The sequence below is a fragment of the Comamonas sp. 14P8.1.4 genome (assembly GCF_057799285.1).
On record NZ_JBYOKN010000003.1, the window covers coordinates 338,919 to 361,521 of the forward strand.

At 60.9% G+C, this 22,603-nt stretch carries 20 protein-coding genes; 2 read left to right on the plus strand and 18 right to left on the minus strand.

Going from position 1 to position 22,603, the window contains the following annotated elements; all coding sequences use genetic code 11:
* Window position 1 precedes the first annotated feature (1 nt).
* From mraY to AC27VO_RS08670, 17 genes are all read right to left on the minus strand, one after another.
* Entirely contained in the window at window positions 2-1,180 is a 1,179-nt protein-coding gene (gene mraY, locus AC27VO_RS08590) for a phospho-N-acetylmuramoyl-pentapeptide-transferase (protein ID WP_488666288.1), read from the minus strand.
* Window positions 1,171-2,568, minus strand: a complete 1,398-nt coding sequence (locus AC27VO_RS08595) for a UDP-N-acetylmuramoyl-tripeptide--D-alanyl-D-alanine ligase (protein WP_488666289.1) — start codon at window positions 2,566-2,568, stop codon at window positions 1,171-1,173. The genes mraY and AC27VO_RS08595 overlap by 10 nt, the downstream gene beginning before the upstream one ends.
* Window positions 2,568-4,070 (minus strand): UDP-N-acetylmuramoyl-L-alanyl-D-glutamate--2,6-diaminopimelate ligase, encoded by a 1,503-nt coding sequence (locus AC27VO_RS08600; protein WP_488666290.1) that lies wholly within the window; start codon window positions 4,068-4,070, stop codon window positions 2,568-2,570. The genes AC27VO_RS08595 and AC27VO_RS08600 overlap by 1 nt, the downstream gene beginning before the upstream one ends.
* Window positions 4,067-5,809, minus strand: coding sequence for a peptidoglycan D,D-transpeptidase FtsI family protein (locus AC27VO_RS08605; protein ID WP_488666291.1), 1,743 nt, complete (start codon window positions 5,807-5,809; stop codon window positions 4,067-4,069). The genes AC27VO_RS08600 and AC27VO_RS08605 overlap by 4 nt, the downstream gene beginning before the upstream one ends.
* On the minus strand, window positions 5,806-6,087 hold the full coding sequence (gene ftsL, locus AC27VO_RS08610; protein WP_488666292.1) for a cell division protein FtsL: 282 nt from the start codon (window positions 6,085-6,087) through the stop codon (window positions 5,806-5,808). Before ftsL ends, AC27VO_RS08605 begins: the two co-directional genes overlap by 4 nt.
* Window positions 6,088-6,124: 37 nt before the next feature.
* Window positions 6,125-7,051, minus strand: coding sequence for a 16S rRNA (cytosine(1402)-N(4))-methyltransferase RsmH (gene rsmH, locus AC27VO_RS08615; RefSeq protein ID WP_488666293.1), 927 nt, complete (start codon window positions 7,049-7,051; stop codon window positions 6,125-6,127).
* 12 nt (window positions 7,052-7,063) lie between these two features.
* Window positions 7,064-7,492: a division/cell wall cluster transcriptional repressor MraZ gene (mraZ, locus tag AC27VO_RS08620; RefSeq protein ID WP_488666294.1), complete on the minus strand. Its 429-nt coding sequence runs from the start codon at window positions 7,490-7,492 to the stop codon at window positions 7,064-7,066.
* A gap of 321 nt (window positions 7,493-7,813) precedes the next feature.
* Window positions 7,814-9,133: an ATP-dependent protease ATPase subunit HslU gene (gene hslU, locus AC27VO_RS08625; protein ID WP_488666295.1), complete on the minus strand. Its 1,320-nt coding sequence runs from the start codon at window positions 9,131-9,133 to the stop codon at window positions 7,814-7,816.
* Window positions 9,134-9,193: 60 nt separating this feature from the next.
* Complete coding sequence (gene hslV, locus AC27VO_RS08630; protein WP_488666296.1) at window positions 9,194-9,760, minus strand: ATP-dependent protease subunit HslV; 567 nt, start codon at window positions 9,758-9,760, stop codon at window positions 9,194-9,196.
* Between the two features lie 66 nt (window positions 9,761-9,826).
* On the minus strand, window positions 9,827-11,494 hold the full coding sequence (locus AC27VO_RS08635; RefSeq protein ID WP_488666297.1) for a hypothetical protein: 1,668 nt from the start codon (window positions 11,492-11,494) through the stop codon (window positions 9,827-9,829).
* Window positions 11,495-11,533: 39 nt separating this feature from the next.
* A complete protein-coding gene (gene dksA, locus AC27VO_RS08640; protein WP_488666298.1) occupies window positions 11,534-12,247 on the minus strand; it encodes an RNA polymerase-binding protein DksA in 714 nt (237 codons plus the stop codon).
* A 186-nt stretch (window positions 12,248-12,433) separates the two neighbouring features.
* Window positions 12,434-13,531, minus strand: a complete 1,098-nt coding sequence (locus AC27VO_RS08645) for a CobW family GTP-binding protein (RefSeq protein WP_488666299.1) — start codon at window positions 13,529-13,531, stop codon at window positions 12,434-12,436.
* Between the two features lie 203 nt (window positions 13,532-13,734).
* Window positions 13,735-16,152 (minus strand): EAL domain-containing protein, encoded by a 2,418-nt coding sequence (locus tag AC27VO_RS08650; RefSeq protein WP_488666300.1) that lies wholly within the window; start codon window positions 16,150-16,152, stop codon window positions 13,735-13,737.
* Between the two features lie 166 nt (window positions 16,153-16,318).
* Entirely contained in the window at window positions 16,319-17,263 is a 945-nt protein-coding gene (locus tag AC27VO_RS08655; protein WP_488666301.1) for a tyrosine recombinase XerC, read from the minus strand.
* Between the two features lie 17 nt (window positions 17,264-17,280).
* On the minus strand, window positions 17,281-17,985 hold the full coding sequence (locus AC27VO_RS08660; protein WP_488666302.1) for a DUF484 family protein: 705 nt from the start codon (window positions 17,983-17,985) through the stop codon (window positions 17,281-17,283).
* Window positions 17,982-18,860, minus strand: coding sequence for a diaminopimelate epimerase (dapF, locus tag AC27VO_RS08665; RefSeq protein WP_488666303.1), 879 nt, complete (start codon window positions 18,858-18,860; stop codon window positions 17,982-17,984). The genes AC27VO_RS08660 and dapF overlap by 4 nt, the downstream gene beginning before the upstream one ends.
* A 110-nt stretch (window positions 18,861-18,970) precedes the next feature.
* Entirely contained in the window at window positions 18,971-19,603 is a 633-nt protein-coding gene (locus AC27VO_RS08670) for a 2-hydroxychromene-2-carboxylate isomerase (RefSeq protein ID WP_488666304.1), read from the minus strand.
* Between the two features lie 21 nt (window positions 19,604-19,624).
* Here AC27VO_RS08670 and AC27VO_RS08675 point away from each other — a divergent pair, with 21 nt between their 5' ends.
* Window positions 19,625-21,169, plus strand: coding sequence for an FAD/NAD(P)-binding protein (locus tag AC27VO_RS08675; RefSeq protein WP_488666305.1), 1,545 nt, complete (start codon window positions 19,625-19,627; stop codon window positions 21,167-21,169).
* A gap of 134 nt (window positions 21,170-21,303) precedes the next feature.
* On the opposite strand, the gene AC27VO_RS08680 is transcribed toward AC27VO_RS08675, so the two are convergent.
* Window positions 21,304-21,894 (minus strand): BPSL1445 family SYLF domain-containing lipoprotein, encoded by a 591-nt coding sequence (locus AC27VO_RS08680; RefSeq protein ID WP_488666306.1) that lies wholly within the window; start codon window positions 21,892-21,894, stop codon window positions 21,304-21,306.
* Between the two features lie 262 nt (window positions 21,895-22,156).
* Here AC27VO_RS08680 and AC27VO_RS08685 point away from each other — a divergent pair, with 262 nt between their 5' ends.
* Window positions 22,157-22,546, plus strand: coding sequence for a DoxX family protein (locus AC27VO_RS08685; RefSeq protein WP_488666307.1), 390 nt, complete (start codon window positions 22,157-22,159; stop codon window positions 22,544-22,546).
* The last annotated feature ends 57 nt before the right edge of the window (window positions 22,547-22,603 follow it).

Here is a 22,603-nt window from a genome sequence, read left to right on the forward strand (position 1 = left end):
CTTACCTCAGCTTCAATGTCGACAGGCCAATCAGGCACAGCAGCATGGTGATGATCCAGAAGCGAATCACCACCTGCGTTTCCTTCCAGCCACTCTTTTCAAAGTGGTGGTGCAGCGGCGCCATCTTCAGCAGGCGACGGCCTTCGCCGTAGCGCTTTTTGGTGTACTTGAACCACACGACCTGCAGCATCACCGACACCGCTTCCGCCACAAAAATGCCGCCCATGATGGCCAGCACAATCTCTTGGCGCACGATCACGGCGATGGTGCCCAGCGCAGCGCCCAAGGCCAGTGCGCCCACATCGCCCATGAAGATTTGCGCAGGGTGTGCGTTGAACCACAAGAAGGCCAAGCCAGCGCCGGCCATGGCACCGCAGAAAATCATCAGCTCGCCCGTGCCGGGGATGCTGGGGAAGTGCAGGTACTTGGCGTAATTGGCGTTGCCAGTCACGTAAGCAAAAATGCCCAGTGCCGTACCCACCATGATCACAGGCATGATGGCCAGGCCATCGAGGCCATCGGTCAAATTGACGGCATTGCTTGCACCCACGATGACCAGATAGGTCAGGATCACAAAGCCCAGCACACCCAGCGGATAGTTCACTGCCTTGAAGAAAGGCACCATCAAGCCGGCTTGGGGCGGCAAATCCATGGAAAAGCCCGACTGCACCCAAGTCACAAACAGCTCAAACGCACTGCCGTTGGAGCTCTCGGAAATGCTGAACACCAGCGCCACCGAAGCGACCAGGCCAATCACCGACTGCCAGAAATACTTCTCGCGCGAACGCATGCCTTCCGGGTCTTTGTTGACCACTTTGCGCCAGTCATCCACCCAGCCGATCGCACCAAAACCCAGCGTCACAATCAGCACGATCCAGACAAACCGGTTGCTCAGGTCAAACCACAGCAAGGTAGAGGTGGCGATGGCAAACAAAATCAGCACACCACCCATGGTGGGCGTGCCATTTTTCACCAAGTGCGTCTGCATGGCGTAGCCACGCACAGGTTGCCCCACCTTCAGCGCCGTCAGCATGCGAATCGCCTTGGGGCCGATGTACAGGCCAATGGCCAGCGCCGTCACAGCGGCCATTACGGCGCGGAACGTGATGTACTGCACCACGCGCAAAAAACTCAGGTCGGGCGACAGGCTCTGCAACCATTCAGCCAAGATCAGCAGCATGTTGCGCCCTCCCCGCAGGTGCGCTCCAGCGCCTGCACCACTTGTTCCATCTTCATACTTCTCGAACCTTTGACCAGCACGCTGCTGGTCTGTCCCATACGGGCTTGCACCGCAGCAATCAGCGATGCCATATCTTCAAAATGCGTAGCACCTTCGCCAAATGCAGCAACGGCATGCTGCATTTGTGCACCCAGTGCAAAAAACGTTTCAATGCCTGCTTGGCGGGCGCTGGCACCCACTTCTGCGTGGAAAGCCGGGCCTTGATCACCGACCTCACCCATATCACCCAACACCAGCAGACGCTGCGCTGGCAGCTCGGCCAGCACCGCAATCGCTGCCTGCACCGAGTCTGGATTGGCGTTGTAGGTGTCATCCACCACATCGATGCGGCGCCCGGCACACACCACCGAGGTCGAGCGCGAGCGGCCCTTCACCGGCAAGAACGCGCTCAAACCCAGGCCAATCGTGGCCAAAGGCACGCCCGCAGCCAGGGCACAGGCCGCGGCCGCCAAGGCGTTGCGCACGTTGTGGCGCCCCGCAATGTGCAGCGCGCAGTCCAGCGTACCTTGGGTGGTTTGCACCCGCACCTGCCATGCACTGTCGGCCCAGGTGGCCGATAGCGCCGTCACATCGGCATCTGCACCGCCAAACGTCAGCACCTTGCGCGCACCCGCCAACCCACGCCACAGCGGGGTGAAGGTGTCATCCGCAGGGAAAACCACCGTGCCATCGGCTGGCACATGGGCAAATACGCTGGCGTTTTCTTCGGCGACGGCTTGCACGGTGTGCATGAACTCCTGGTGCTCACGCTGCGCGTTGTTCACCAGAGCCACCGTGGGCTGCACCATGCGGCCCAGCGCCGTGATTTCCCCGGGGTGGTTCATCCCCAGTTCCACCACACCGATGCGATGCGCCGCTGTCATGCGGAACAGCGTGAACGGCACGCCAATCGCATTGTTGAAATTGCCTTGGGTGGCCAATGCAGCCTCGCCCGCATGCGCGTGCAGGATGCTGGCAATCATTTGCGTCACGGTGGTCTTACCATTGCTGCCCGTCACAGCAATCAAGGGCACATCGAACTGGCTGCGCCAGCCTGCGGCCAAAGCTCCCAAAGCCACCGTCGTGTCTGGCACCTCAATACCCGACAGACCCAATGCCTCCAGCCCGCCGTGGGCAATGGCTGCAACGGCCTGGCCTTGCGCTTTCACCTGTGGCAAAAAGTCATGCGCATCCATGCGCTCACCCTGGAGCGCCACAAACAGGTCACCGGCTTGCAGCGTGCGGCTGTCGGTGTGCACGCGCAGCAGGGGCGTTGCGGCGTCGCCCACCAACCGCGCCTGCGGTTGGAAGGCGGCAATCCACGCCAGTGCCTGTTGCAAAGTCATCATCACTTGTTCTGTCCTTCTCGCTGGCACAAAGCCGCATGGGCTTTGTCCATGTCCAAAAATGGGTGCTTCACGCCCATGATTTCCTGGTAATCCTCATGCCCCTTGCCGGCCAGCAGCACCACGTCGCGCTGGTCTGCCTGCACGATGGCCTGGGTAATCGCTTGCGTGCGATCAACCTGTACCTGCACGCTGTCGCTCGGCTGCATGCCCGCCACGATCTGCGCCACGATGGTCTCGGGCACTTCCCCGCGTGGGTTATCGCTGGTGACCCACACCACATCGGCCTGGCGCTGCGCGGCTTGCCCCATCAGAGGGCGCTTGCTCACATCGCGATTGCCACCACAGCCAAACACGGCATGCAACTTGCCGCCGCGCGCTTGGGCAACCGGTTGCAAACCCTGCAGGGCTTGCTCCAAAGCATCGGGTGTGTGTGCGTAATCCACCACCACCAGCGGCTGCTTGGGCTGTGCAATTTGCTGCATGCGGCCCGGTACAGGTTCCAGGTCTGCACAGATCGCCACAGCGTCGGCCAGGCTGATATCCAGCGTACGCAGGGTGGCCAGCACGCCCAGCATATTGCTGACGTTGTATTGGCCGATGAGGCCGGTTTCCATGGTGAAAACCTGCGCACCTTCCTGCACTTCAAAGCTCAGGCCACGCTGGCCATGGCGCACATGGGTGGCTTGCAGACGGGCAGGTGCATGCACTGCGACCGTCCACACATCCAGTGCGGGGCGTTTCTGCAGCTGCTGCGCCAACGCCGCGCCGTGCGCATCATCGATATTGATGACCGCCGCTTTCAGCCCCTGCCACGCAAACAGCTTGGCCTTGGCTTGCCAATAGGCTTGCATGCTGCCGTGGTAGTCCAGATGGTCCTGGGTGAAGTTGGTGAAGATCGCTGTGTGAATGTCTGTGCCATCCAGGCGGTGCTCTTCAATACCGATCGAAGAGGCTTCGATGGCGCAGGCTGCAACGCCTTGCTGCACGTAATCCGCCAGTGCATATTGCAAACACACCGGATCGGGCGTGGTCATTCCGGTGGTCACCACGGCTGGCGGCACGCCAATCCCCAAGGTCCCCACCATGGCACAGCCCTGGCGGGCTCCGTGGCGGTAGCTCGCCAATGCATGCGCCAGCCACCAGGCGGTGGATGTCTTGCCATTGGTACCTGTCACCGCCAGTACTTGCAACTGCTGCGCTGGGTGACCGCACCACTGTGCGGCAATATCCGCCGTGGCCGCCTTCAACCCCAAATAGCTCGCAACAGGCCCTTGCAAATCAAAGGCTTCCACGCCTTTGTGCTCAACCAGGCAGGCCACTGCGCCACGCGCCAGTGCAGAAGCCACATGCATGCGACCATCGGTCACACCACCGGGCCAGGCAATAAAACCATCGCCCGGCTGAACCAAACGGCTGTCCGTGCGCAGTTGGCCGGTGACCCGGGTACGCAGCCAATCCACCGCTTGCTGCAGGTTGCTCAAAAATTCAGGTGCGCGGCTCACAGCGACTCCTCCACAGGGTTGGCGACAATTTGCGGTTGCACCGCCATGTCAGGAGCCACCCCCAAGAGACGCAGACTCTGCTGCACCACTGTGCTGAAGACAGGCGCCGCCACCGTACCCCCGTAGAAGGTACCGTTGCTGGGCTCATCCACCATCACAGCCACAATCACGCGCGGATTTTCAATCGGCGCCATACCGGTAAACCAAGCGCGGTATTTTCCTGCGGCATAGTTTTTGCCGACTTGCTTGCGCGCAGTGCCCGACTTGCCACCGACGGAATAGCCGACTGTCTGCGCGCGCTGACCTGTCCCCCCAGGACCTGTGGCCAAAGCCAGCATCTTGCGCACCTGCTCTGCCGTACGCTCCGAAAACACAGGCACACCAACGGGCGGACGGTCAAGCTTCAACATCGTGGCGGGAATCACCTTGCCGCCATTCGAGAAAACGGTGTACGAGCGCGCCATCTGCAACAAGCTGGCAGACAGGCCGTAGCCATACGACATGGTGGCTTGCTCCACCGGACGCCACGTTTTGTACGGGCGCAACCGGCCACTGGCCGCACCCGGGAATGCAATTTGCGGCTTCTGCCCAAAGCCCACGGCAGAGAAGGTCTCCCACATCTCTTTGGCAGTCAGCTGCTGCGAGATCTTGGTCGTCCCCACATTGGAAGACTTCTGGATCACACCTTCCACCGTCAGCACCCCATAGTTGTGCGTATCGGAAATGGTGGAGCCGGTCACATTGATGCGACCTGGCGTGGTGTCCACAATCGTCGAAGGCCGGAACTTGCCAGACTCCAACGCCACACCCACCGTAATCGGCTTCATGGTGGAGCCAGGCTCAAACACGTCAGTCACCGCGCGGTTGCGCAGCTGCTCGCCCGTCAATCGTTTGCGGTTACCAGGGTTGAAGCTGGGGTAGTTGGCCAATGCCAGCAACTCACCAGACTTGGCATCCATCACCACCACGGTTCCGCCCACCGCCTTGTGGGCAATCACCTGCTCCTTGAGCTTTTGATAGGCGAAGAACTGAATCTTGCTGTCAATCGACAGCTGAATATCGCGACCATCGATCGGCGGGATTTCCTCACCCACGCCTTCCACCACACGGCCCATACGGTCCTTGATCACACGGCGTGAACCGACCTTGCCAGCCAAGTCTTTTTCAAAGGCCAGCTCCATGCCCTCCTGGCCCTTGTCTTCCACATTCGTGAAGCCCACGATGTGGGCCGCCGCTTCACCTTCCGGATACTGGCGCTTGTATTCACGCGACTGGTACACGCCTTTGATGCCCATCGCCTTGATCTGCTGCCCGACTTCCCAGTCCAGCTGACGTTTGACCCAGACAAAGCTCTTGTCTTCGCCCAGTTTTTTCTTCAGCTGATCCAGCGGCATCTCCATCAGCTTGGCCAACTGCGGCAGCTTGGCCAAATCTTCCGGCGTGTTTTTCTCCACATCCTCAGGAATGGCCCAGATGCTCGCAGCCGGCACACTGGAAGCCAGAATCAAGCCATTGCGATCCAAGATGCGACCACGGTTGGCCGTCAGCTCCAGCGTCCGGGCAAAACGCACCTCGCCCTGACGCAGGAAAAAATCGTTGTCGATCACCTGCACCCACGCAGCACGCACCGCCAGTCCGGTGAAGGCCAGCACGATGAAGGCCATCACGAACTTGCTGCGCCATGCCGGCGTCTTGCTGGCCAGCAAAGGGCTGGAGGTGTAATTGAGACCGCGCCTCACTTTGCCCCCCCTACTTGCTGGGCATCGCGCACATAGTGCGTAATGGCCGGCGATGCGCCTTGCAAGCCCTGCGCTACGGCCAGGGCTTCAATGCGTGTGGGCGAGGACTGGGCACGCAGCTCTACCTGCAAACGCTGATACTCGGTCTCCAGGTTGCGCGATTCGTTGGTTGCGCGGTGCAATTCCGTAAACAAACGGCGCGACTCGTACTGCGTCTGCACCAGGTACAGCCCGCTGAGCATGACAGCCACCAATAGCAAAAAGTTCAGGCGCAGCATAGCCCCCTCCTTGCTTGGTGAAGCTGGGTGCTGGCCATCATGCAGGCACCTCAGTACGTTCTGCCACGCGCATGACCGCACTGCGTGAACGGGGGTTGCCGTCCACTTCAGCCTTGCTCGGTTTGATGCGCTCCAGCGCCTTCAAGCGCATAGCCTTGGGCGGCGCAAAAGGTGTGCGGCGGTCGTACACCTCCTTGGAATGCTCGGCGATGAATTGCTTGACGATGCGGTCTTCCAACGAGTGGAAGCTGATCACTGCCAGGCGGCCACCGGGCTTCAAGACGCGCAAACTCGCCTGTAACGCCTCTTCCAGCTCCACCAATTCGGCATTGATAAAAATGCGCAGGGCTTGGAAGGTCCGGGTGGCAGGGTTCTGGCCATCACGGGTTTTCACGATTTTGCCCACCAGATTCGACAAATCGATGGTGGTCTGCACAGCGCCATGGGCCTCACGATGGGCCACGATAGCCTTGGCAATGGGAAAAGCCATACGCTCTTCGCCATAGTCACGAATCACATCTGTGATTTGCTGCACCTCGGCTTCGGCCAACCACTGGGCCACGCTTTGCCCACGTGTGGTGTCCATGCGCATGTCGAGCGGTCCATCAAAGCGGAAACTGAAGCCGCGGTCCGCCTGATCAATCTGCGGGGAACTCACTCCCAGATCCATCAAGATGCCGTCTGCACAAGCATCTGGCAGCGCACTCATATTGCGGAAACCCTCGTGGCGGATAGAAAAACGGGCGTCTTGGATACGCCCGGCTTCTGCAATCGCCAATGGGTCTTTGTCAAAGGCAATCAACCGCCCCTGCGGGCTGAGCTTGGAGAGAATCAATCGCGAATGGCCGCCACGGCCAAAGGTTCCGTCGACATAGGTGCCGTCAGCGGCAGACGCACCATCTCCCAACAAAGCATCCACGGCTTCGTTGAGCAAAACTGTTATGTGTTGGAGGGGCTGGTTCAACGCTCGCCCTTTTCAGAAAGCAAAATCTTGGAATACATCGGGCATGGGCGCCTGCATGGCTTGCGCCTCATGGGCTTCATAAGTGGCTTTGTCCCAGAGCTCGAAGTGATTACCCATACCCAACAGGATCACTTCTCTTTCAAGGCCAACGGCTTGGCGCAGCTCTGGAGAGACCAGTACACGGCCAGTGCCATCCATGTCGACATCCATTGCATTGCCCAGAAAAATGCGCTTCCACCACTGTGCGGACATGGGCAGCTGGCCGATACGCTCTCGGAACAGCAGCCACTCAGGCCGGGGGAACAGCATCAGGCATCCGTGAGGGTGTTTGGTCATGGTGATCTGACCCTGTGCTTGCGAAATCAGGGCGTCACGATGCCGGGTCGGTACTGATAACCGTCCCTTTCCATCGAGATTCAGCGAAGAAGCCCCTTGAAACACGATTGATCACACCCCGTTTGCTTGGGCCTTGCGCGCCCTTTCAGGGGCGTTTCAGGCAACTTTCACCACTTAATTGCACTTTTTTGCACTGTAGCAGCAAATTCATCCAGAGCCACTAGGGCCGCCACAAAGATTTGCAATGAAATCAATAACTTAGAAATCAAAAACAAATGCAAAACATGAAATAATCTTTTAAATTCAATTACTTAGCCGCCTATCGGCAGCACAATATCGTCCTACATCCCATTTACGATCTTTATCAAAAACAAAGCCCCCTTGGCGACAAATCATCGCCAAGGGGGTCTGAGGAGATTGTAACTGTTAAAGAATGTATCTAGACAAGTCTTCGTCCTGGCTCAGCAGCTGCAACCGAGCATCGACATAGGACGCATCAATCATCACGGTCTGGCCTGCCAGCTTGACGGCATCAAAGCTCACCTCATCCAGCAGACGCTCCATCACGGTCGACAGGCGGCGCGCGCCAATGTTCTCGGTGCGTTCATTGACCGTAAACGCGGTATGCGCGAGGCGGGTGATGCCATCCGGAGTAAACACCAACTTCACACCTTCTGTCTCCAGCAGTGCCTGATATTGCTTGGTCAGCGAAGCGTGGGTCTGCGTGAGGATGGCTTCAAAATCTTGCACCGACAGCGAATCCAGCTCCACCCGGATCGGGAAGCGCCCTTGCAGCTCAGGAATCAGATCGCTGGGTTTGGACAGGTGGAACGCACCCGACGCAATGAACAAAATGTGATCGGTCTTGACCATGCCGTACTTGGTCGACACGGTGGTGCCCTCCACCAGCGGCAGCAAATCGCGCTGCACGCCCTGGCGCGACACATCCGAGCCACTGGTTTCCTGGCGGGTGGCTACTTTGTCGATCTCATCGATAAAGACAATCCCGTTTTGCTCCAGATTACTCAGTGCACGGGTCTTGGTTTCTTCCTCGTTAACCAGCTTGGCCGCTTCTTCGTCCACCAGCTGCTTCAGCGCCTCTTTGATTTTGAGCTTGCGCGTCTTGCGGCGCTCCTGCCCCATCTGGCTGAACATGCCACGCAGCTGTTCAGCCATTTCTTCCATGCCCTGCGGCCCCACAATTTCCAGCTGGGGCTTGGCATCGGCCAAATCGATCTCAATTTCTTTGTCGTCCAGCTGCCCTTCACGCAACTTTTTGCGAAAGACCTGGCGGGTGCTGCTATCTTCTGCAGGCGCATCATCGGTACGTGCCTGGGGTAGCAGCACATCCAGAATGCGCTCTTCCGCCGCATCTTCTGCGCGCATGCGCAGTTTCTTCACTTCGGCTTCGCGCGCCTGCTTGACAGCAATTTCGGCCAGATCGCGGATGATGACATCCACATCCTTGCCGACATAGCCGACTTCGGTGAATTTGGTGGCTTCCACCTTGATGAAGGGCGCATCCGCTAGGCGCGCCAGGCGGCGTGCAATTTCGGTCTTGCCCACACCGGTGGGGCCAATCATCAGAATGTTCTTGGGTGTGATCTCTTGGCGCAGACCGTCAGCTACTTGCTGGCGGCGCCAGCGGTTGCGCAGCGCAATGGCCACGGCACGCTTGGCCCCGGATTGACCCACGATGTGGTTATCCAGTTCAGAGACGATTTCCTGAGGGGTCATGGAAGACATAAGCAATACCAGTCAAATCAGGCTCTAGCGCTGATGCATCAAGCGCTAGCAGCTATTTATTTAGGATTGAGCAGGTGCCAGCGGCAGCGTCTCAATGGTGTGGTTCATGTTGGTGTAGATGCACAGCTCACCAGCGATCTCCAGCGACTTTTTCACAATCGCCTCGGCCGACAGATCGGTGTTGTTGAGCAAGGCCTTGGCCGCCGAATGGGCGTAAGCCCCGCCCGAACCAATGGCCACAATGCCTTGCTCGGGCTCCAGCACATCACCATTGCCGGTGATGATGAGCGAGGCGGAGTGGTCGGCCACGGCCAGCATGGCTTCGAGCTTGCGCAGCACACGGTCGGTGCGCCATTCTTTGGTCAGCTCAATGGCGGCACGGGTCAGGTGGCCCTGGTGTTTTTCCAGCTTGGCTTCAAAACGCTCAAACAGCGTGAACGCATCGGCCGTGGCGCCGGCAAAACCGGCGAGCACCTTGCCGTGGTAGAGCTTGCGCACCTTGCGCGCCGTACCTTTGACCACGATGTGGCCCAGAGTGACTTGGCCGTCACCACCGATGGCGACTTGCACGCCCTCCGGAGTTTCGCGACGGATGCTGATGATGGTGGTGCCGTGATACTGTTCCATAGCCACTGCAGGTGGGGCCTGCACCAGTGAATACAAGCACCTATTTTGGTCTTTTTTAGACGGCAATCAGGCTTGGGTGGCCTGCACGCTGGCGTGCTCGTGGATCCCGATCACATGGAAAAACACCGCCACCAACTGGTGCAACTGCGTAAAACGCAGGATATAGCCCTGGTTTTGCATGTCTGCCGCCCAGTTCAGCACACTGCCTGCAGCCACAAAGTCCAGGCGAATCAGGTTGTCACACGCAATCTCCAGCACCTGGCCGCGCTGGGCCTTGGCCGTCAAGGCATCCAGCCACACCTGCGGATCGCCTTCAATCACCCCCGCCAGCCCCTGCTGGGTACCCGGCAGCGCCACGGGCGTGGCCGCGCCCCCGGGCGCAGGCGCGTGCGCGGAATGCATGGACGCCTCCTGCAGGATGGAAACATCCGCTTCACCCTCTTCCTGCACCACACAATGACAGACGGGCTGCACCCAGGAAGGCGGTGAGACTTCGTAGGTCACGCAATAGTCAAGCGCCAACTGCTCATACGCTTCCATGCGGTCCATCAGGCGCAGCACCGCCATGCGCAAAGCCCACCAGTGCGGCGAGTTGCTGCGCTCTTCCACGCGTGTGTGCTGCTCCAACACCTGCAAGAGCTTGCCGGCATCTGACAGCACAAACTGCCCCTGGCTGCTGGCCCAGCCGTCCAGAAGCTGGGTCAACGGCACCAACGCAGCTTCATCGATCAAATTCAGGCGCAGCCAGGACACGCTCCAGGGCTGCGGGGCCTCTTCCTGCGAAAGGCGCAGTGCCGTGACCGAGCCCACCGTCAGCATGGCCGGACACGCCCATTGGAACTGCCGCTTGCGTGGCGCCGTGCGGGCCGCCGCATACAAAGCTGGCAACCCCAGTCGCTGCGGAATGGAGAACCACAGCGGTGCCGAGCGCCCAAAGTGCTCGGCATAGTCAATCGCCAGCGGCTCAAACGCCTCTTCGTCACCCGTCGCACGGCACACATCCAGCACCGCATGCCACAGCACCGCCGCCTTGCCTTCATCGACCGGTGCGGCGCTCAGTGCCTGCACCAGTTGTTCCAGCAAGCGCGCACGTGCGCCATCCATGTCGCCGTGGGCAAACAAGATGGCGGCTTCTTCCAAATCTGGGTGGGGTTTAAAAACGCGTACGGCAGGCACCGACGGCACAGCGGCAGGTACAACACCGCCTGACATACCTGCTTGCAGTCCAGCAGGCGGCACAGCCGCCGCAGTCATGCCAGCTGGCACAGCGGTAGAGACAACCACGCTCTCTTCACCGAGAACGGGCAGATCCTGCATCTGGCGGGTATTGAGTTTGCGGTGCGCAATGGGCTTGTCGCCCTTGGATGCCTGCTGCGCGGGGTTGCGCCACCACTGGCCAGACATCTGTGCCTCGATGGCATCAATTTTTTGCAGGGTTTCGGTGCTGCGCGTTTCCTGGCCCAGCAGGGACGACAGGGCGTCGTCTTTCGGGCTGCTGGCGGCGCTGGCCTGGCCGCCCACTTCGTTGCGCTGGCGCAGCAGGCGCAGCTGAGCAAATTCATGCAGGCGGATGGCCTCATTGCGGCGCTTGCGCTGCATGGACTCCTGCAACACCTCACGTGCACTCAGACTTTCGGGATCTGCGGTCGATGCCCCGTCGGTGCCGGCATTGCCGCGCACCAAGTGCATCACTTTGTTAAAAAAACCGGCCGATTTTCCGCTGTCTGGGTGCATGTGCTGTTTTCAAAGCCGTGCAGGGCGCACGGCACTCCCTCAATCTCCGAACATTTTTTGTTTGAGTTCACGGCGTTGCTGCGCTTCCAGCGACAGCGTCGCGGTAGGACGCGCCAGCAAACGAGGCACGCCAATAGGCTCGCCGGTCTCATCACAGTAACCATAGTCACCTGCGTCGATTCGGGCAATAGATTGCTCGATCTTCTTGAGCAATTTGCGCTCACGGTCGCGTGTACGCAACTCCAGGGCGTGCTCTTCTTCAATGGTGGCGCGATCGGCAGGATCGGGCACCACCACGGTGTCTTCACGCAGGTTTTCTGCGGTTTCACCGGCGTTGTTGTGCATGTCTTGCTTGAGCTTGACCAGCTTGGCGCGGAAATACGCCATCTGGACATCGTTCATGTAATCGTCGTCATGCATGGCCACGATTTCAGCGTCAGTCAGCTCTTCCAGAGGCTTGGTCTTCCAGTTATTGGCGAGCTTGGGGTCGCGTTTGGTCACGAAGGAAGTAGGCGCAGAAGTAGTCGTTGGCATGGTTGTGTTTGAAACGGCCTTGGTGACTGCAGCAGGTGCTGCAGCGGCCTTGGTGGGTTCATGGGTCGCAGTGCGGGACTTGCTGCCCGCAATGGTTTTAGCAGCAGTGGTGCTGGGCTTGGCTGCAGCCTTCTTGGCTGCTGGCTTGGCCTTCTGCTCGGCGGTGGTGGCGGCCACTTTGGATGTGGCTTTTTTCTTGCTCGTCTCGACTGCTGTCACTTCCTGTCTCCTCACAGTACTAGCACGGCCCAGTCGGCTCACCCATCAGGCATTAAGCTACCGGGTTCTCATCAGGGGCGCGATTGTATCGGTCAGATACGGCCACGCCCCTAAAGTTGTACATAACGCACAGACTTATCTGGTTAAACCTGTATCAGCGCAATGCCTGCCCGAGCAGGCACCGCTTTATACCAAGCACTGATCGAGGCCCTGGCGCAGGATGTCCTGTGGTAAATCAATACCAATAAAGACCATCTTGCTCTGGCGCTGCTCATCTGCGGCCCAGTCGGGGCCCAGATCGCTGCCCATCAGTTGGTGCACGCCCTGGAAGATGACTTTACGGTTGGTTCCCTTCATGTTCAGCACGCCTTTGTAACGCAGCATCTTGGGGCCATAAATATTGACAATTGCACCCAGGAAATCTTCCAACTTGGCCGGGTCAAACGCCTTGTCCGCACGGTAGACGAAGCTCTTGACGTCGTCGTCATAGTGGTGGTGGTGCGGGTGGTTGCAGTGCTCGCCATGGGCATGGTCGTGGCCGCAGTCATGGCCGTGCGCGTGATCGTGACCGTGTTCGCACTGACCGTGGTCATGGTCGCAATGGCTGTGGTCATGTCCGTGATCGTCTTCCTTGAGGAAGTCGGGGTCGATGTCCAGCTTGGCGTTCAGGTTGAAGCCGCGCAGGTCAAACACCTCGCTCAGTGGCACTTCCCCAAAGTGCACGGGCTTGATAGGCGCGCGCGGGTTCATGTGCTTGAGGCGGTGGATCAGTGCTTCGGTATCCGCTGCGCTAACCAGGTCGGTCTTGGACAGGAAGATCTGGTCCGCAAAGCCCACCTGGCGGCGTGCTTCCTGGCGATCGTCCAGTTGCTGGTTGGCGTGCTTGGCGTCCACCAGGGTCAGGATGGAGTCGATCAGGTAGGTTTCCGCAATCTCATCGTCCATGAAGAAGGTTTGCGCCACGGGGCCGGGATCGGCCAGGCCGGTGGTTTCGATGACGATGCGGTCAAACTCCACCAGTCCCTTGCGGCGCTTGGCGGCCAGCAGTTGCAGTGCTTCGCGCAGGTCTTCGCGGATGGTGCAGCAGATGCAGCCGTTGCTCATCTGCAGGATTTGTTCCTGGGATTCGGTTCTGAGGATGTCAGTGTCGATGTTTTCTTCACCAAACTCGTTTTCAATCACAGCGATCTTCATGCCGTGCGACTCGCTGAGCACGCGCTTGAGCAGCGTGGTCTTGCCCGAGCCCAAAAAGCCGGTGAGGATGCTGACGGGGATGAGTGCCATGGAAATACAACCTTGTCGCAATGCGCAAACTGCCGCCAGGCAGCCTGCTGATCTGTCAAACAACGGCGCGCTGCAGCAGTTGCCTGCGCGCCAGAGGCCGAAAGTGTAGCCATACCGGCAAGCACATGGCCCCAACAGGGGTGTGCCATTTTTTCATGTTTTTGACCTCAAACGCTTATATATAAAGCGCAACCAGCTATCAATTATTCATGCACCGCCTGCAGTAACACCCGGTTTTCCAGCAAGCTGGCCATAGAGGCCAGGTTCAAGTCCCCCACCAGCACCCCGGCAAAGCGCCCCGCTGGCCCGCTCACCGGCACGGCAATGGTCAGGCAGAAATCTTCCGTGGCGCTGGAGAGGTAGATGGGCGAGACAAAAGGCTGACCGCTGTCACGCACATGCGCAAAGTAGGGCTGGCCGCTGCGGTTGGCCCCTGCCCCACCCGCCCGCATGCGGCCATACATGGCGGGGTTGATCCAGTTGGCATAGCTTTGCACGCCTTCGGCATCCAGCTCGAACAGCACCTCAAAGAAGGGGTAGGCCTTGAACACATGGTCCAGCGAACGCGCATCACGCCCACGCGGGGCTTGAAGCAGGCGCTGCAAAATATCAAGCACGCGCGCCTCCCAGCCGGCCATGGCGGGGTTGGCCGCCTCGGGCTGGATCACGCGTGCGGACAGTGCCTCCACCACGATCACATTGCCCCCTGCGGTTTTGCCCATTTTTTTCAGCTTGGCTGCGCGCGCCGAGGCTTCCACGCAGTCCTGCGGCATGCCGGTGCTGCCGTTGACGCACGAGACCGACATGCTGGCCACGGGGTGGCTTTCGCCGTCCTCGGTCACAAAATAGCCGCGCTGCAGGTCTTCGGTGTCGTACAGGTGGCGCGCCAGCGTGTGGAACTGGGCCATGGCGCGCTGCAGCTGCGGCACCAGCAGCGGGTCTGGCTGGTCAAACAGCACGATGAAGTCATCGCCACCAATGTGGCCCAGCATGCAATCCGTGCTCATGGCAAACACATGGCGAAGGATTTCCGCCAGCGTGCGGATCATGGCGTCGCCGCGCACAAAACCATAGCGGTCGTTGAAGGCCTTGAAATGGTCCAGGTCGATATAGACCAGCTCCAGATGGCCGTGCTTGCGCGCAATGCGCATCTCGATGGCCTGGCGCAAAGTCGGCCCCGTGGGCAGTTGCGACAGCGGATGCAGGCTGGCCCCGTGCTCTTGCCGCGCCAGCAGGTGCGAGACCAGCATCATCGGCTCCAGCGTGCCGATGTAGCAGCCGTGCTCGTCGACCACCGCCCAGGGCGTGGCCTCCACCCGCTCCAGATACAAGCTGCGCGCCAGGGCCGTCAGCCCGATATTGAAGGGCAGCATGCGCTGCAGCGACTGCGCGCCCTGCGCCACCGTGCGGGTGTGGCGCGACAAGGCCTTGCCGCGGTGCAGCACGCCCACCGGGCGCCCCCCGTCGGTCAGCATGCACCACGGCAGCTCAGGCGCTTCGCGGAACGTCTGGTGCACCAGGGTCAGCGGGGTCTGAATGTCAAAAGCGGGCGGCGACTCAATCACATCGGTGATGCAAAAGCGGTCCACCCACGGGGGCAGCAGCTTGCTTTCGGCCGCGGGCACACCCAGCTTGCCCACCAGCAGTGCATGCGCAGGCTTGGCCAGCAAAAAGCCCTGCACCAAATGAATGCCCAGCGAGCGGCAAAACGTCACATCCTCCTGGCGCTCCAGCCCCTCGGCGATCACGGTGGCGCCCAGGCGCTCGGCCATGGAGACCAAGGCTTCCAGCAAGACCGAGCGCACACGGCTGCCGCGCGCCTCGTGCACCAGCTCGCGGTCAACCTTGATGTAGTCCGAGCGCACCATCGCCAGCACCGACAGGCAGTTGAACCCTGCGCCCATATCGTCCAGCGCAATGCGCAGGCCCTGGCTGCGCAGCTCGTCGCAGCGCTGCGCCAGCCCGGCGGGGTCGACTTTCTCGCTCTCCACCACTTCGATCACCACCTCATGGTGGTCAATGCCATAGTCCTGCAGCCACTGCAGAAACTGCTGCGGCCACCCGGGCTGCATCAGCGTGGAGGGCAGCACATTCAGGAACAGCGGCACCCCCGGTGCAAAGTCTTGCACCTTGCGCTGCAGGGCTTTTTGCTGCAACGCCATATCCAGGGCATCGAGCCGCCCGAGGTGACGCGCCAGAGTGAAGGTTTCATAGCCCGTCAGCAGCGCACCCTCGGGCGTGCGCAGGCGGCACAGCGCCTCTTGCGCGTAAATGCGCCCGCCATCCGACAGATCAATGATGGGCTGGAAATGCACCTCCACATAGCGCGCCATGCCGTTTTGCAGCCACGGATAGCGCAGCCGCGTGAGCATGGCCATGAACGGCACGGCCGTATCCAGCAGCAGGGCTGGCGACTGCTGCTGCGCCACCGGCATGACTGCCACCAGGGTGTGCGCCAGCACCTGTGCATCGGCGTCTTGCGCTAGCTGGTGCATCAGCGGCAGCACCGCGTCTTTGCTGGCCAGTTTGAACACCCACACATTACGCCCCATGCGCATGCCGTGCAGCTGAGCCCAGCTGGGCGGAATATGGTGACCTTCGTATTTCAGCAGCAGCTCCATGGCACCTTGTCTCGCTGTTTGACTTGTATAAAAAGGTAACAAGCAATAAGTGCACCATGTTGGCGCTCAAAAAACAGGAGCTGCTTGCGCTAGTGAAGGCTCAGTTTCGCAGTCAAAAACACCTCAACTACTGAACACACAGGCGCTGACAGCTCTGGTTTTTGATTCAATCCGCCGATTTTTTGCGGGCGCGCGGGTGCGCCTGCTCATACGCCTGGGCCAGGTGCTGAAAGTCCAGCCGCGTATAGATTTGCGTGGTGCTGATGTTGGCGTGGCCCAGCAGCTCCTGCACGGCGCGCAAATCGCCGCTGGATTGCAGCACATGGCTGGCAAAAGAGTGGCGCAGCACGTGCGGGTGCACGGCAGCGGGCAAGCCCGCTTGCTGGCCCCGCTGGCGCAGGCGCAGCCAGATCATCTGCGGCGTGATGCGGGCGCCGCGCGCGCCCACGAACAGGGCCGCCTCCGCCCAGTGCGGCGCAAAGCGGCTGCCACGCAGCGCCAGCCAGCGCTGCAACGCGGCTTTGGCCGGTGCGCCCACCGGCACTGCGCGGCGCTTGCCGCCCTTGCCTGTGACGTGCACCATGCCCGCCTGCAGGTCCAGCCAGCCCAGGCCCGCGCCGGCCTGCACGTCCAGGTTGGCCAACTCGCTCACGCGCAAGCCGCTGCTGTAGAGCAGCTCGGTCATGGCCGCGTCGCGCGCTTCTTCCCAGGGGTCGGCATCCGGGTTGGCAAAACTGGCCAGTTGTACGGCCGCATCCACCCCCAGTGCCTTGGGCAAGGGTTTGGCCGTTTTCGGTGCGCGAATGCCCTCGACCGGATTGCGCTCAATCCAGCCCTGCCAAGCGGCCCATTTGAAAAAACCCCGCCAGCACGACAGCCACAGGGCAATACTGCGCCCATGGCGCCCCTGGCCATGCAGCGCCGCCACAAAACGGCGAATGTGTGCGGGTTGCAGCGCCAGCACCTCAGGCCCCGCCTGCGCGGCCATGGCCTGCAGCTGCTGCAGGCCCTCGGTGTAGATGGCTACGGTGCGCGCTGCCAGCCGTCGCTCGCTGGCCACATGCTGCACGTAGGCTTGCAGCTGGGGCGACAGGGCGGCGTGCTCAGGCATATCCGCGCAAGCGGTGATCAGTTGCCCGAGGGCATCACACGCAAACGACCCAGCGCGGCGCTGGCCTGCTCGGCAATGCGCGAGAGGAATTCCGTGCCCATGGTGGCGTCAAAGCGCAGCGGATCGGGCGAGCCCAGCACCAGCAAGCCAAAGGCGGGGCTTTGGCTGTCATTGAGGCCTTCGCGCAGCGTCAGCAGCGCCATGGATTGCACTTCCTGCGGATTGGGCAGCCACGCGGTGGGCTCAAACCCCAGATTGGGGCCGCAAAACGGCATGGTCAGCGATGTGGCAAACGACTTGGCGTCATCCGTCACGCCCATGGTGAACAGCGAGCCCATATAAGGCCCCGCCACATCCCACACGCGAATGCCCACCTGGGGCACATCGAATTCGTTCTGGATGCCTTCGGCAATCGCACGTGGCAGCTGGCGCACATCCTGCACCGCAGCCAGCGCGCAGCTCCAGCGGTGAATCTTGTGGGCAATGGCCGAGTTCTCGCTGCTGTTGCGCACCATTTCCATGATGCGCTGCTCCAGGCCCTTGATCTTGTCGCGCAGCATTTCAGCCTGGCGCTCTTGCAGGCTCACCGCACGCTGGCCATGACCGCTGCTCAGCTGCACATTGGTCAGCATCTCGGCATGGCGTTCAAAAAACTCAGGGTGCTGCAGCAGGTACTCGGCAATGCTGGTGTCATTCATGGCGGATGTTTCGATGCTGTTCATAGTTCTTCAGGAATGTGAATCTGGCCTTCGAACACTGTGGTGGCAGGCCCCGTCATCATGACGGCGTCTTGCGCGCCCCCTGTCCATTCGATGGTCAGCAGACCCCCGCGAGTATGCACGTCGACGCGGTGATCCAGTACCCCCAGAAGGATACCGGCAACCACGGCCGCACAGGCCCCTGTGCCGCACGCCAATGTCTCACCGGCCCCGCGTTCATACACGCGCAGCTTCACCTCAGCGCGCGAGAGCACCTGCATGAAGCCAGCATTCACGCGTTGCGGAAAGCGCACATGGCGCTCAATCTGCGGGCCCACGATAGCGACCGGCGCGGTCTCGACATCGTCCACCAGCTGCACCGCATGCGGGTTGCCCATGGAAACCGCCACCACCTGCACTTGCGCCACCGGTGCGGGCGCTTGCAGTGCCAGCGGCCACACCAGGGCCTCGCCCTGGCGCTGCTCAGTCAGACCTGTGGCATCAAAAGGCACGCACGCGGGTGTCAGCACCGGTGCGCCCATGTTCACGGTGACACGGCCATCGGGCGTGATCTGCGGGGCAATCACGCCAGCCTGGGTGTGCACGCGAATCTCGGTCTTGGGGGTCAGCCCCTTGTCGTACACATAGCGGGCAAAGCACCGCGCGCCATTACCGCACTGCTCCACCTCGCCGCCATCGGCGTTGTGGATCACGTATTCAAAGTCCACGCCTTCAGCGGGCGCCGGGCGCACGGTCAGAATCTGGTCGGCCCCCACGCCAAAGTGGCGATCCGCCAGAAAACGGTAGTGCGCAGGCGTCAGGCCCAAGCGGTCCTGGGTCTCGTCCAGCACGACAAAGTCGTTACCAGCGCCTTGCATTTTGGTGAATCGAATATGCATAACAGTGCAGAAATGGCAAAGGTGAAAGCTTAGACCTTTTCGCGCCAGCCCGAGGCCTGATGCCGCAGGACTTGGCGCGAAAGCTCAGTGCTGCGCAGCAGCAATCAGGATCAGGACTTGTCGGCGCGCAACTTGTCCAGCGCGCGCTCCACGAACGACAAACGGTCCTGGCCCCAGAAACGTTCACCGTTGAGCACAAAGATGGGCGAGCCAAAAATACCTTGCTCCACCGCTTCCTGGGTGTAGGCCTGGTAGGCAGCCTGCACTTCGGCCGATTCTTCCAGCGCGTACAAAGCCGCACCGTCATAACCCGCTTCATTGGCCACTGCAATGCGCACATCGGCATCCGAGGTCTTGCGCTCTTCGGCCCACAGCGCGCGCAGCAGAGCGTGCGACAGGGGCTGGGCATCCAGACCTTGCAGCTGGGCGGCAATCACCATCCAGCCTGGGCGCTTGTTCCAGTTCACGTCGTCTGCCACGCCCTTGGGGTAGTGGGCAGGCTCCAGATTCATGGGCATACCCAGGTAATCGCGCCAGCGTGCCAGCTCCAGTGCGTGGTAGCTACGGCGTGCCTCAGGGCGGGTTTTCAGCGGAATACCACCGGTCTGCGGCACCACCAACTGGAAGTCATAAGGCTTCAAAACCAGCTTCACCTGGTGGCGGCGCACGATGTCTTGCAGCTGAGGCCCCGCAAAATAGGCCCAGGGGGAGGAAAGGCTATAGAAACAGTCAAGTTGGGTCATGAATGGATTATCTTCGCGGCTGTGAGCATCTCAACGTATTCCCCAATTCCCAACCGCGCTCTGGCGCCGGTTCCCCTGCAAACCATCGCCAGCCCGCGCAATCATGCTGCGCTGCAAGCCCTGGCCCAAGAGGCCCAGCGCGACCTGCTGCGACTGAACTATCCGGCCCCCAACTGGGTGGTTGCCCCCAATGCCGACAAGGTGTTGGACGTCCTCGTCGTCGGGGCTGGCATGTGCGGTCAAACCGCCGCTTTTGCCTTGCTGCGCGAGGGTTTGCGCAATCTGCGCGTCATCGATGCAGCGCCGCGCGGCGACGAAGGGCCTTGGGCCACCTTTGCCCGCATGCTGACGCTGCGCAGCCCCAAACAGCTCACCGGCCCCGATCTGGGCGTACCCAGTCTGACCTTTCGCGCCTGGTATGAGGCCCAGCACGGCACGGGCGACATCTCAACTTTCGACGCCGCCACACCCGGTTGGGCAAGCCTGCACAAAATCGGCCGCGTGGACTGGCGCGACTACCTGCTGTGGGTGCGCGACACCGCGGCCATTCCCGTCGAGAACAGCACCCGCCTGGACAGCCTGAGTGACGAGGACGGCGTGGCCGTCGCGCAAATCACCGGCCCCCACGGCACCGAAACCGTGCGCGCCCGCAAAGTGGTGCTGGCGCTGGGGCGCGATGGCAGCGGCGCACCGCGCTGGCCCGACTTCCCCAGCCTGTCCATGCAGGACCCTCTGGCGCGGGGTCGCGTGCTCCACACCATGGACACGATTGATTTCGCATCGTTTAACGGCAAAACCCTCGCTGTGCTTGGGGCAGGCGCTTCTGCTTTTGATAATGCAGCCTGCGCCCTGGAAGCCGGTGCCCACGTGCAGCAATTCGCGCGCCGCGCGGTCATGCCGCAGATCAACAAGAGCAAGGCCGCGTCCTTCCCCGGCTTCTTGCGCGGTTACTCCCAGCTGGACGACCAGCGCAAATGGCGCACCTACACCTACATCTTTGACGAACAGGTGCCCCCACCATGGGAAACCGTGCGCCGCTGCGATGCTTTTGAAACCTTCCAGCTGCGCATGGGCTGCGGTTGGCGCGATGTGCAGCCCCTGGCCGATGGCGTGAACGTGACCCTGGCCGACGGCAGCGTGCAGCGCTTTGACGCCATCATTTTGGGCACCGGCTTTGATGTGGACATGCTCAACCGCCCCGAGCTGGCACGCTACAGCGCCCACATCGACACCTGGGCACGCCACGTCACACCCGAGCAAGCCGCCGCCAACACCGAAGCCGCACGCTTTCCCTATCTGGCAGACAGCTTTGCGCTGCACAGCCACGACGGCGAGCACGCCGCCGCCATGGGCCGCATCCACCTGTTCAACTGGGGCGCCACCATGACGCACGCGGCCCTGGGCAGTGACATTCCGGGCCTGGGCATTGGCTCCACTCGCTTGGCGCATGCCATCGTGGCCGACCTGTTTGTACAAGACGCAGACCTGCACTGGCAGCGCCTGCTGGACCATGCGGAGCCCGAACTGCTGGAAACCCGCTGGTACCAAGCGCCTTCTGAGGAATAACCAATTCCATAGCTACCAGCGCTTGCCCTACAAGGGCTAGCACCTGATTGAGTTCTTCAACCCTCAGGGCATAAAAAAAGACCGGCGTTAACCGGTCTTTGTCTTGGCAAGCTGGGCAAGCCCAGACCTGCGACTTACATGCTGATCTTGCTGATCTTGCTGCCGTTGACGGACACGCCCGCCTCCAGCCCCGTGTTGTTCAGCACATAGCTGCTGACGGGTGCGTTGGCGGTGGTGGTGTCCACGCCGCCATTGGCGCCCGCCTTGCCCACGGCCACGTTGGCGTCAGCACCGACGGACCAGCCATCGCTCTTGAGGAATCGGTCATAGGCATCCTGCGCGCTGAACACATAGATGACCGCCTTGGACTGGCCACCAGCCTGCCAGCCGATGGACGCAGCCGTGGTGCTGTAGTAACCACGGCTGGTGCCGTTGGAGCGCAGCACGCACTTGCCGTGCTCGGCACCAATCACAAAGCTGCCACCAATCACGGCGGGGCAGACCAACACACCCTTGGACTTGGCTACCAGCTCACGCGTGCCTGGCATGGCGTTGTACAGGCGGTTCAATGCCGCGGTGGACTGCGACTCCAGCTCAGCCCGATTGCTGGGCGCAGAGCCCTTGCCTTGCGTGCTGCCAGTGGAAGTACAGCCGACCATGACCAATGCTGCAGCAGCCATACCGGAAGCCAGCGCGACAGAGCGCAGAGAAAAAGACTTTTGCATAGGGTGACCCTCATAAAGAAGTGTTAAGGACACAGCCCAGATCTGCACGATGCAGATGACCGGTCATGTGGCTTAATGCATCCTAGAAGGCTTGCTGGATGCAAGAAACACAGTTGGCGCAGGTCTCGCCCAAGGCCTACAGCAAACGTCAGACGTGCCTTGCCCCGCCATGCGCAAGCCCCCCACAAGCGCGGGACTGCAGCGGCTTTGCCCTGTTTTCCCGAGGATCAAACACCTTTTTTCTGTTTTACCCTGCACTGCTATGAGCTTCTGGAAAAACTTCTACCACCCCCATGCGGCCATGGTGCTGCTGCGCGTGACCCTGGCCATCCTGGTGCTGTTTCACGGTTGGGCCAAGGTGACCAACGGCGTAGGCGGCATTGAAACCATGCTGATTAAAGCGGGTGTACCCGGTTTTTTGGCCTATGCCGTGTTCATTGGTGAAGTGATTGCCCCGCTGTTCCTGCTGGTCGGGCTGTATGTGGTGCCGGCCGCACTGGTGGTGGCCATCAACATGGTAGTGGCGCTGGTGCTGGTGCACAGCGGCCACTTTTTGCAAATCAGCAAATCGGGTGGCTGGGCACTGGAGCTGCAGGCCTTCTTCCTGATTACGGCGCTGGTTGTGGCCATGGGCTACAGCAAAAACAAATAGGGCACTGGCCCGCCGCTTGCGGCACCCCCACAAAAAAAGGCGCGAAATTCGCGCCTT

What these genes read in the sequence shown, in the direction of transcription:
- mraY (WP_488666288.1), bottom strand. Translation starts at nt 1,180, where the DNA reads ATGCTGCTGATCTTGGCTGAATGGTTGCAGAGCCTGTCGCCCGACCTG.
- AC27VO_RS08595 (WP_488666289.1), bottom strand. Translation starts at nt 2,568, where the DNA reads ATGATGACTTTGCAACAGGCACTGGCGTGGATTGCCGCCTTCCAACCG.
- ftsL (WP_488666292.1), bottom strand. Translation starts at nt 6,087, where the DNA reads ATGCTGCGCCTGAACTTTTTGCTATTGGTGGCTGTCATGCTCAGCGGG.
- hslU (WP_488666295.1), bottom strand. Translation starts at nt 9,133, where the DNA reads ATGTCTTCCATGACCCCTCAGGAAATCGTCTCTGAACTGGATAACCAC.
- hslV (WP_488666296.1), bottom strand. Translation starts at nt 9,760, where the DNA reads ATGGAACAGTATCACGGCACCACCATCATCAGCATCCGTCGCGAAACT.
- AC27VO_RS08635 (WP_488666297.1), bottom strand. Translation starts at nt 11,494, where the DNA reads ATGCACCCAGACAGCGGAAAATCGGCCGGTTTTTTTAACAAAGTGATG.
- AC27VO_RS08645 (WP_488666299.1), bottom strand. Translation starts at nt 13,531, where the DNA reads ATGGCACTCATCCCCGTCAGCATCCTCACCGGCTTTTTGGGCTCGGGC.
- AC27VO_RS08650 (WP_488666300.1), bottom strand. Translation starts at nt 16,152, where the DNA reads ATGGAGCTGCTGCTGAAATACGAAGGTCACCATATTCCGCCCAGCTGG.
- AC27VO_RS08655 (WP_488666301.1), bottom strand. Translation starts at nt 17,263, where the DNA reads ATGCCTGAGCACGCCGCCCTGTCGCCCCAGCTGCAAGCCTACGTGCAG.
- AC27VO_RS08660 (WP_488666302.1), bottom strand. Translation starts at nt 17,985, where the DNA reads ATGAACAGCATCGAAACATCCGCCATGAATGACACCAGCATTGCCGAG.
- dapF (WP_488666303.1), bottom strand. Translation starts at nt 18,860, where the DNA reads ATGCATATTCGATTCACCAAAATGCAAGGCGCTGGTAACGACTTTGTC.
- AC27VO_RS08670 (WP_488666304.1), bottom strand. Translation starts at nt 19,603, where the DNA reads ATGACCCAACTTGACTGTTTCTATAGCCTTTCCTCCCCCTGGGCCTAT.
- AC27VO_RS08680 (WP_488666306.1), bottom strand. Translation starts at nt 21,894, where the DNA reads ATGCAAAAGTCTTTTTCTCTGCGCTCTGTCGCGCTGGCTTCCGGTATG.
- AC27VO_RS08685 (WP_488666307.1), top strand. Translation starts at nt 22,157, where the DNA reads ATGAGCTTCTGGAAAAACTTCTACCACCCCCATGCGGCCATGGTGCTG.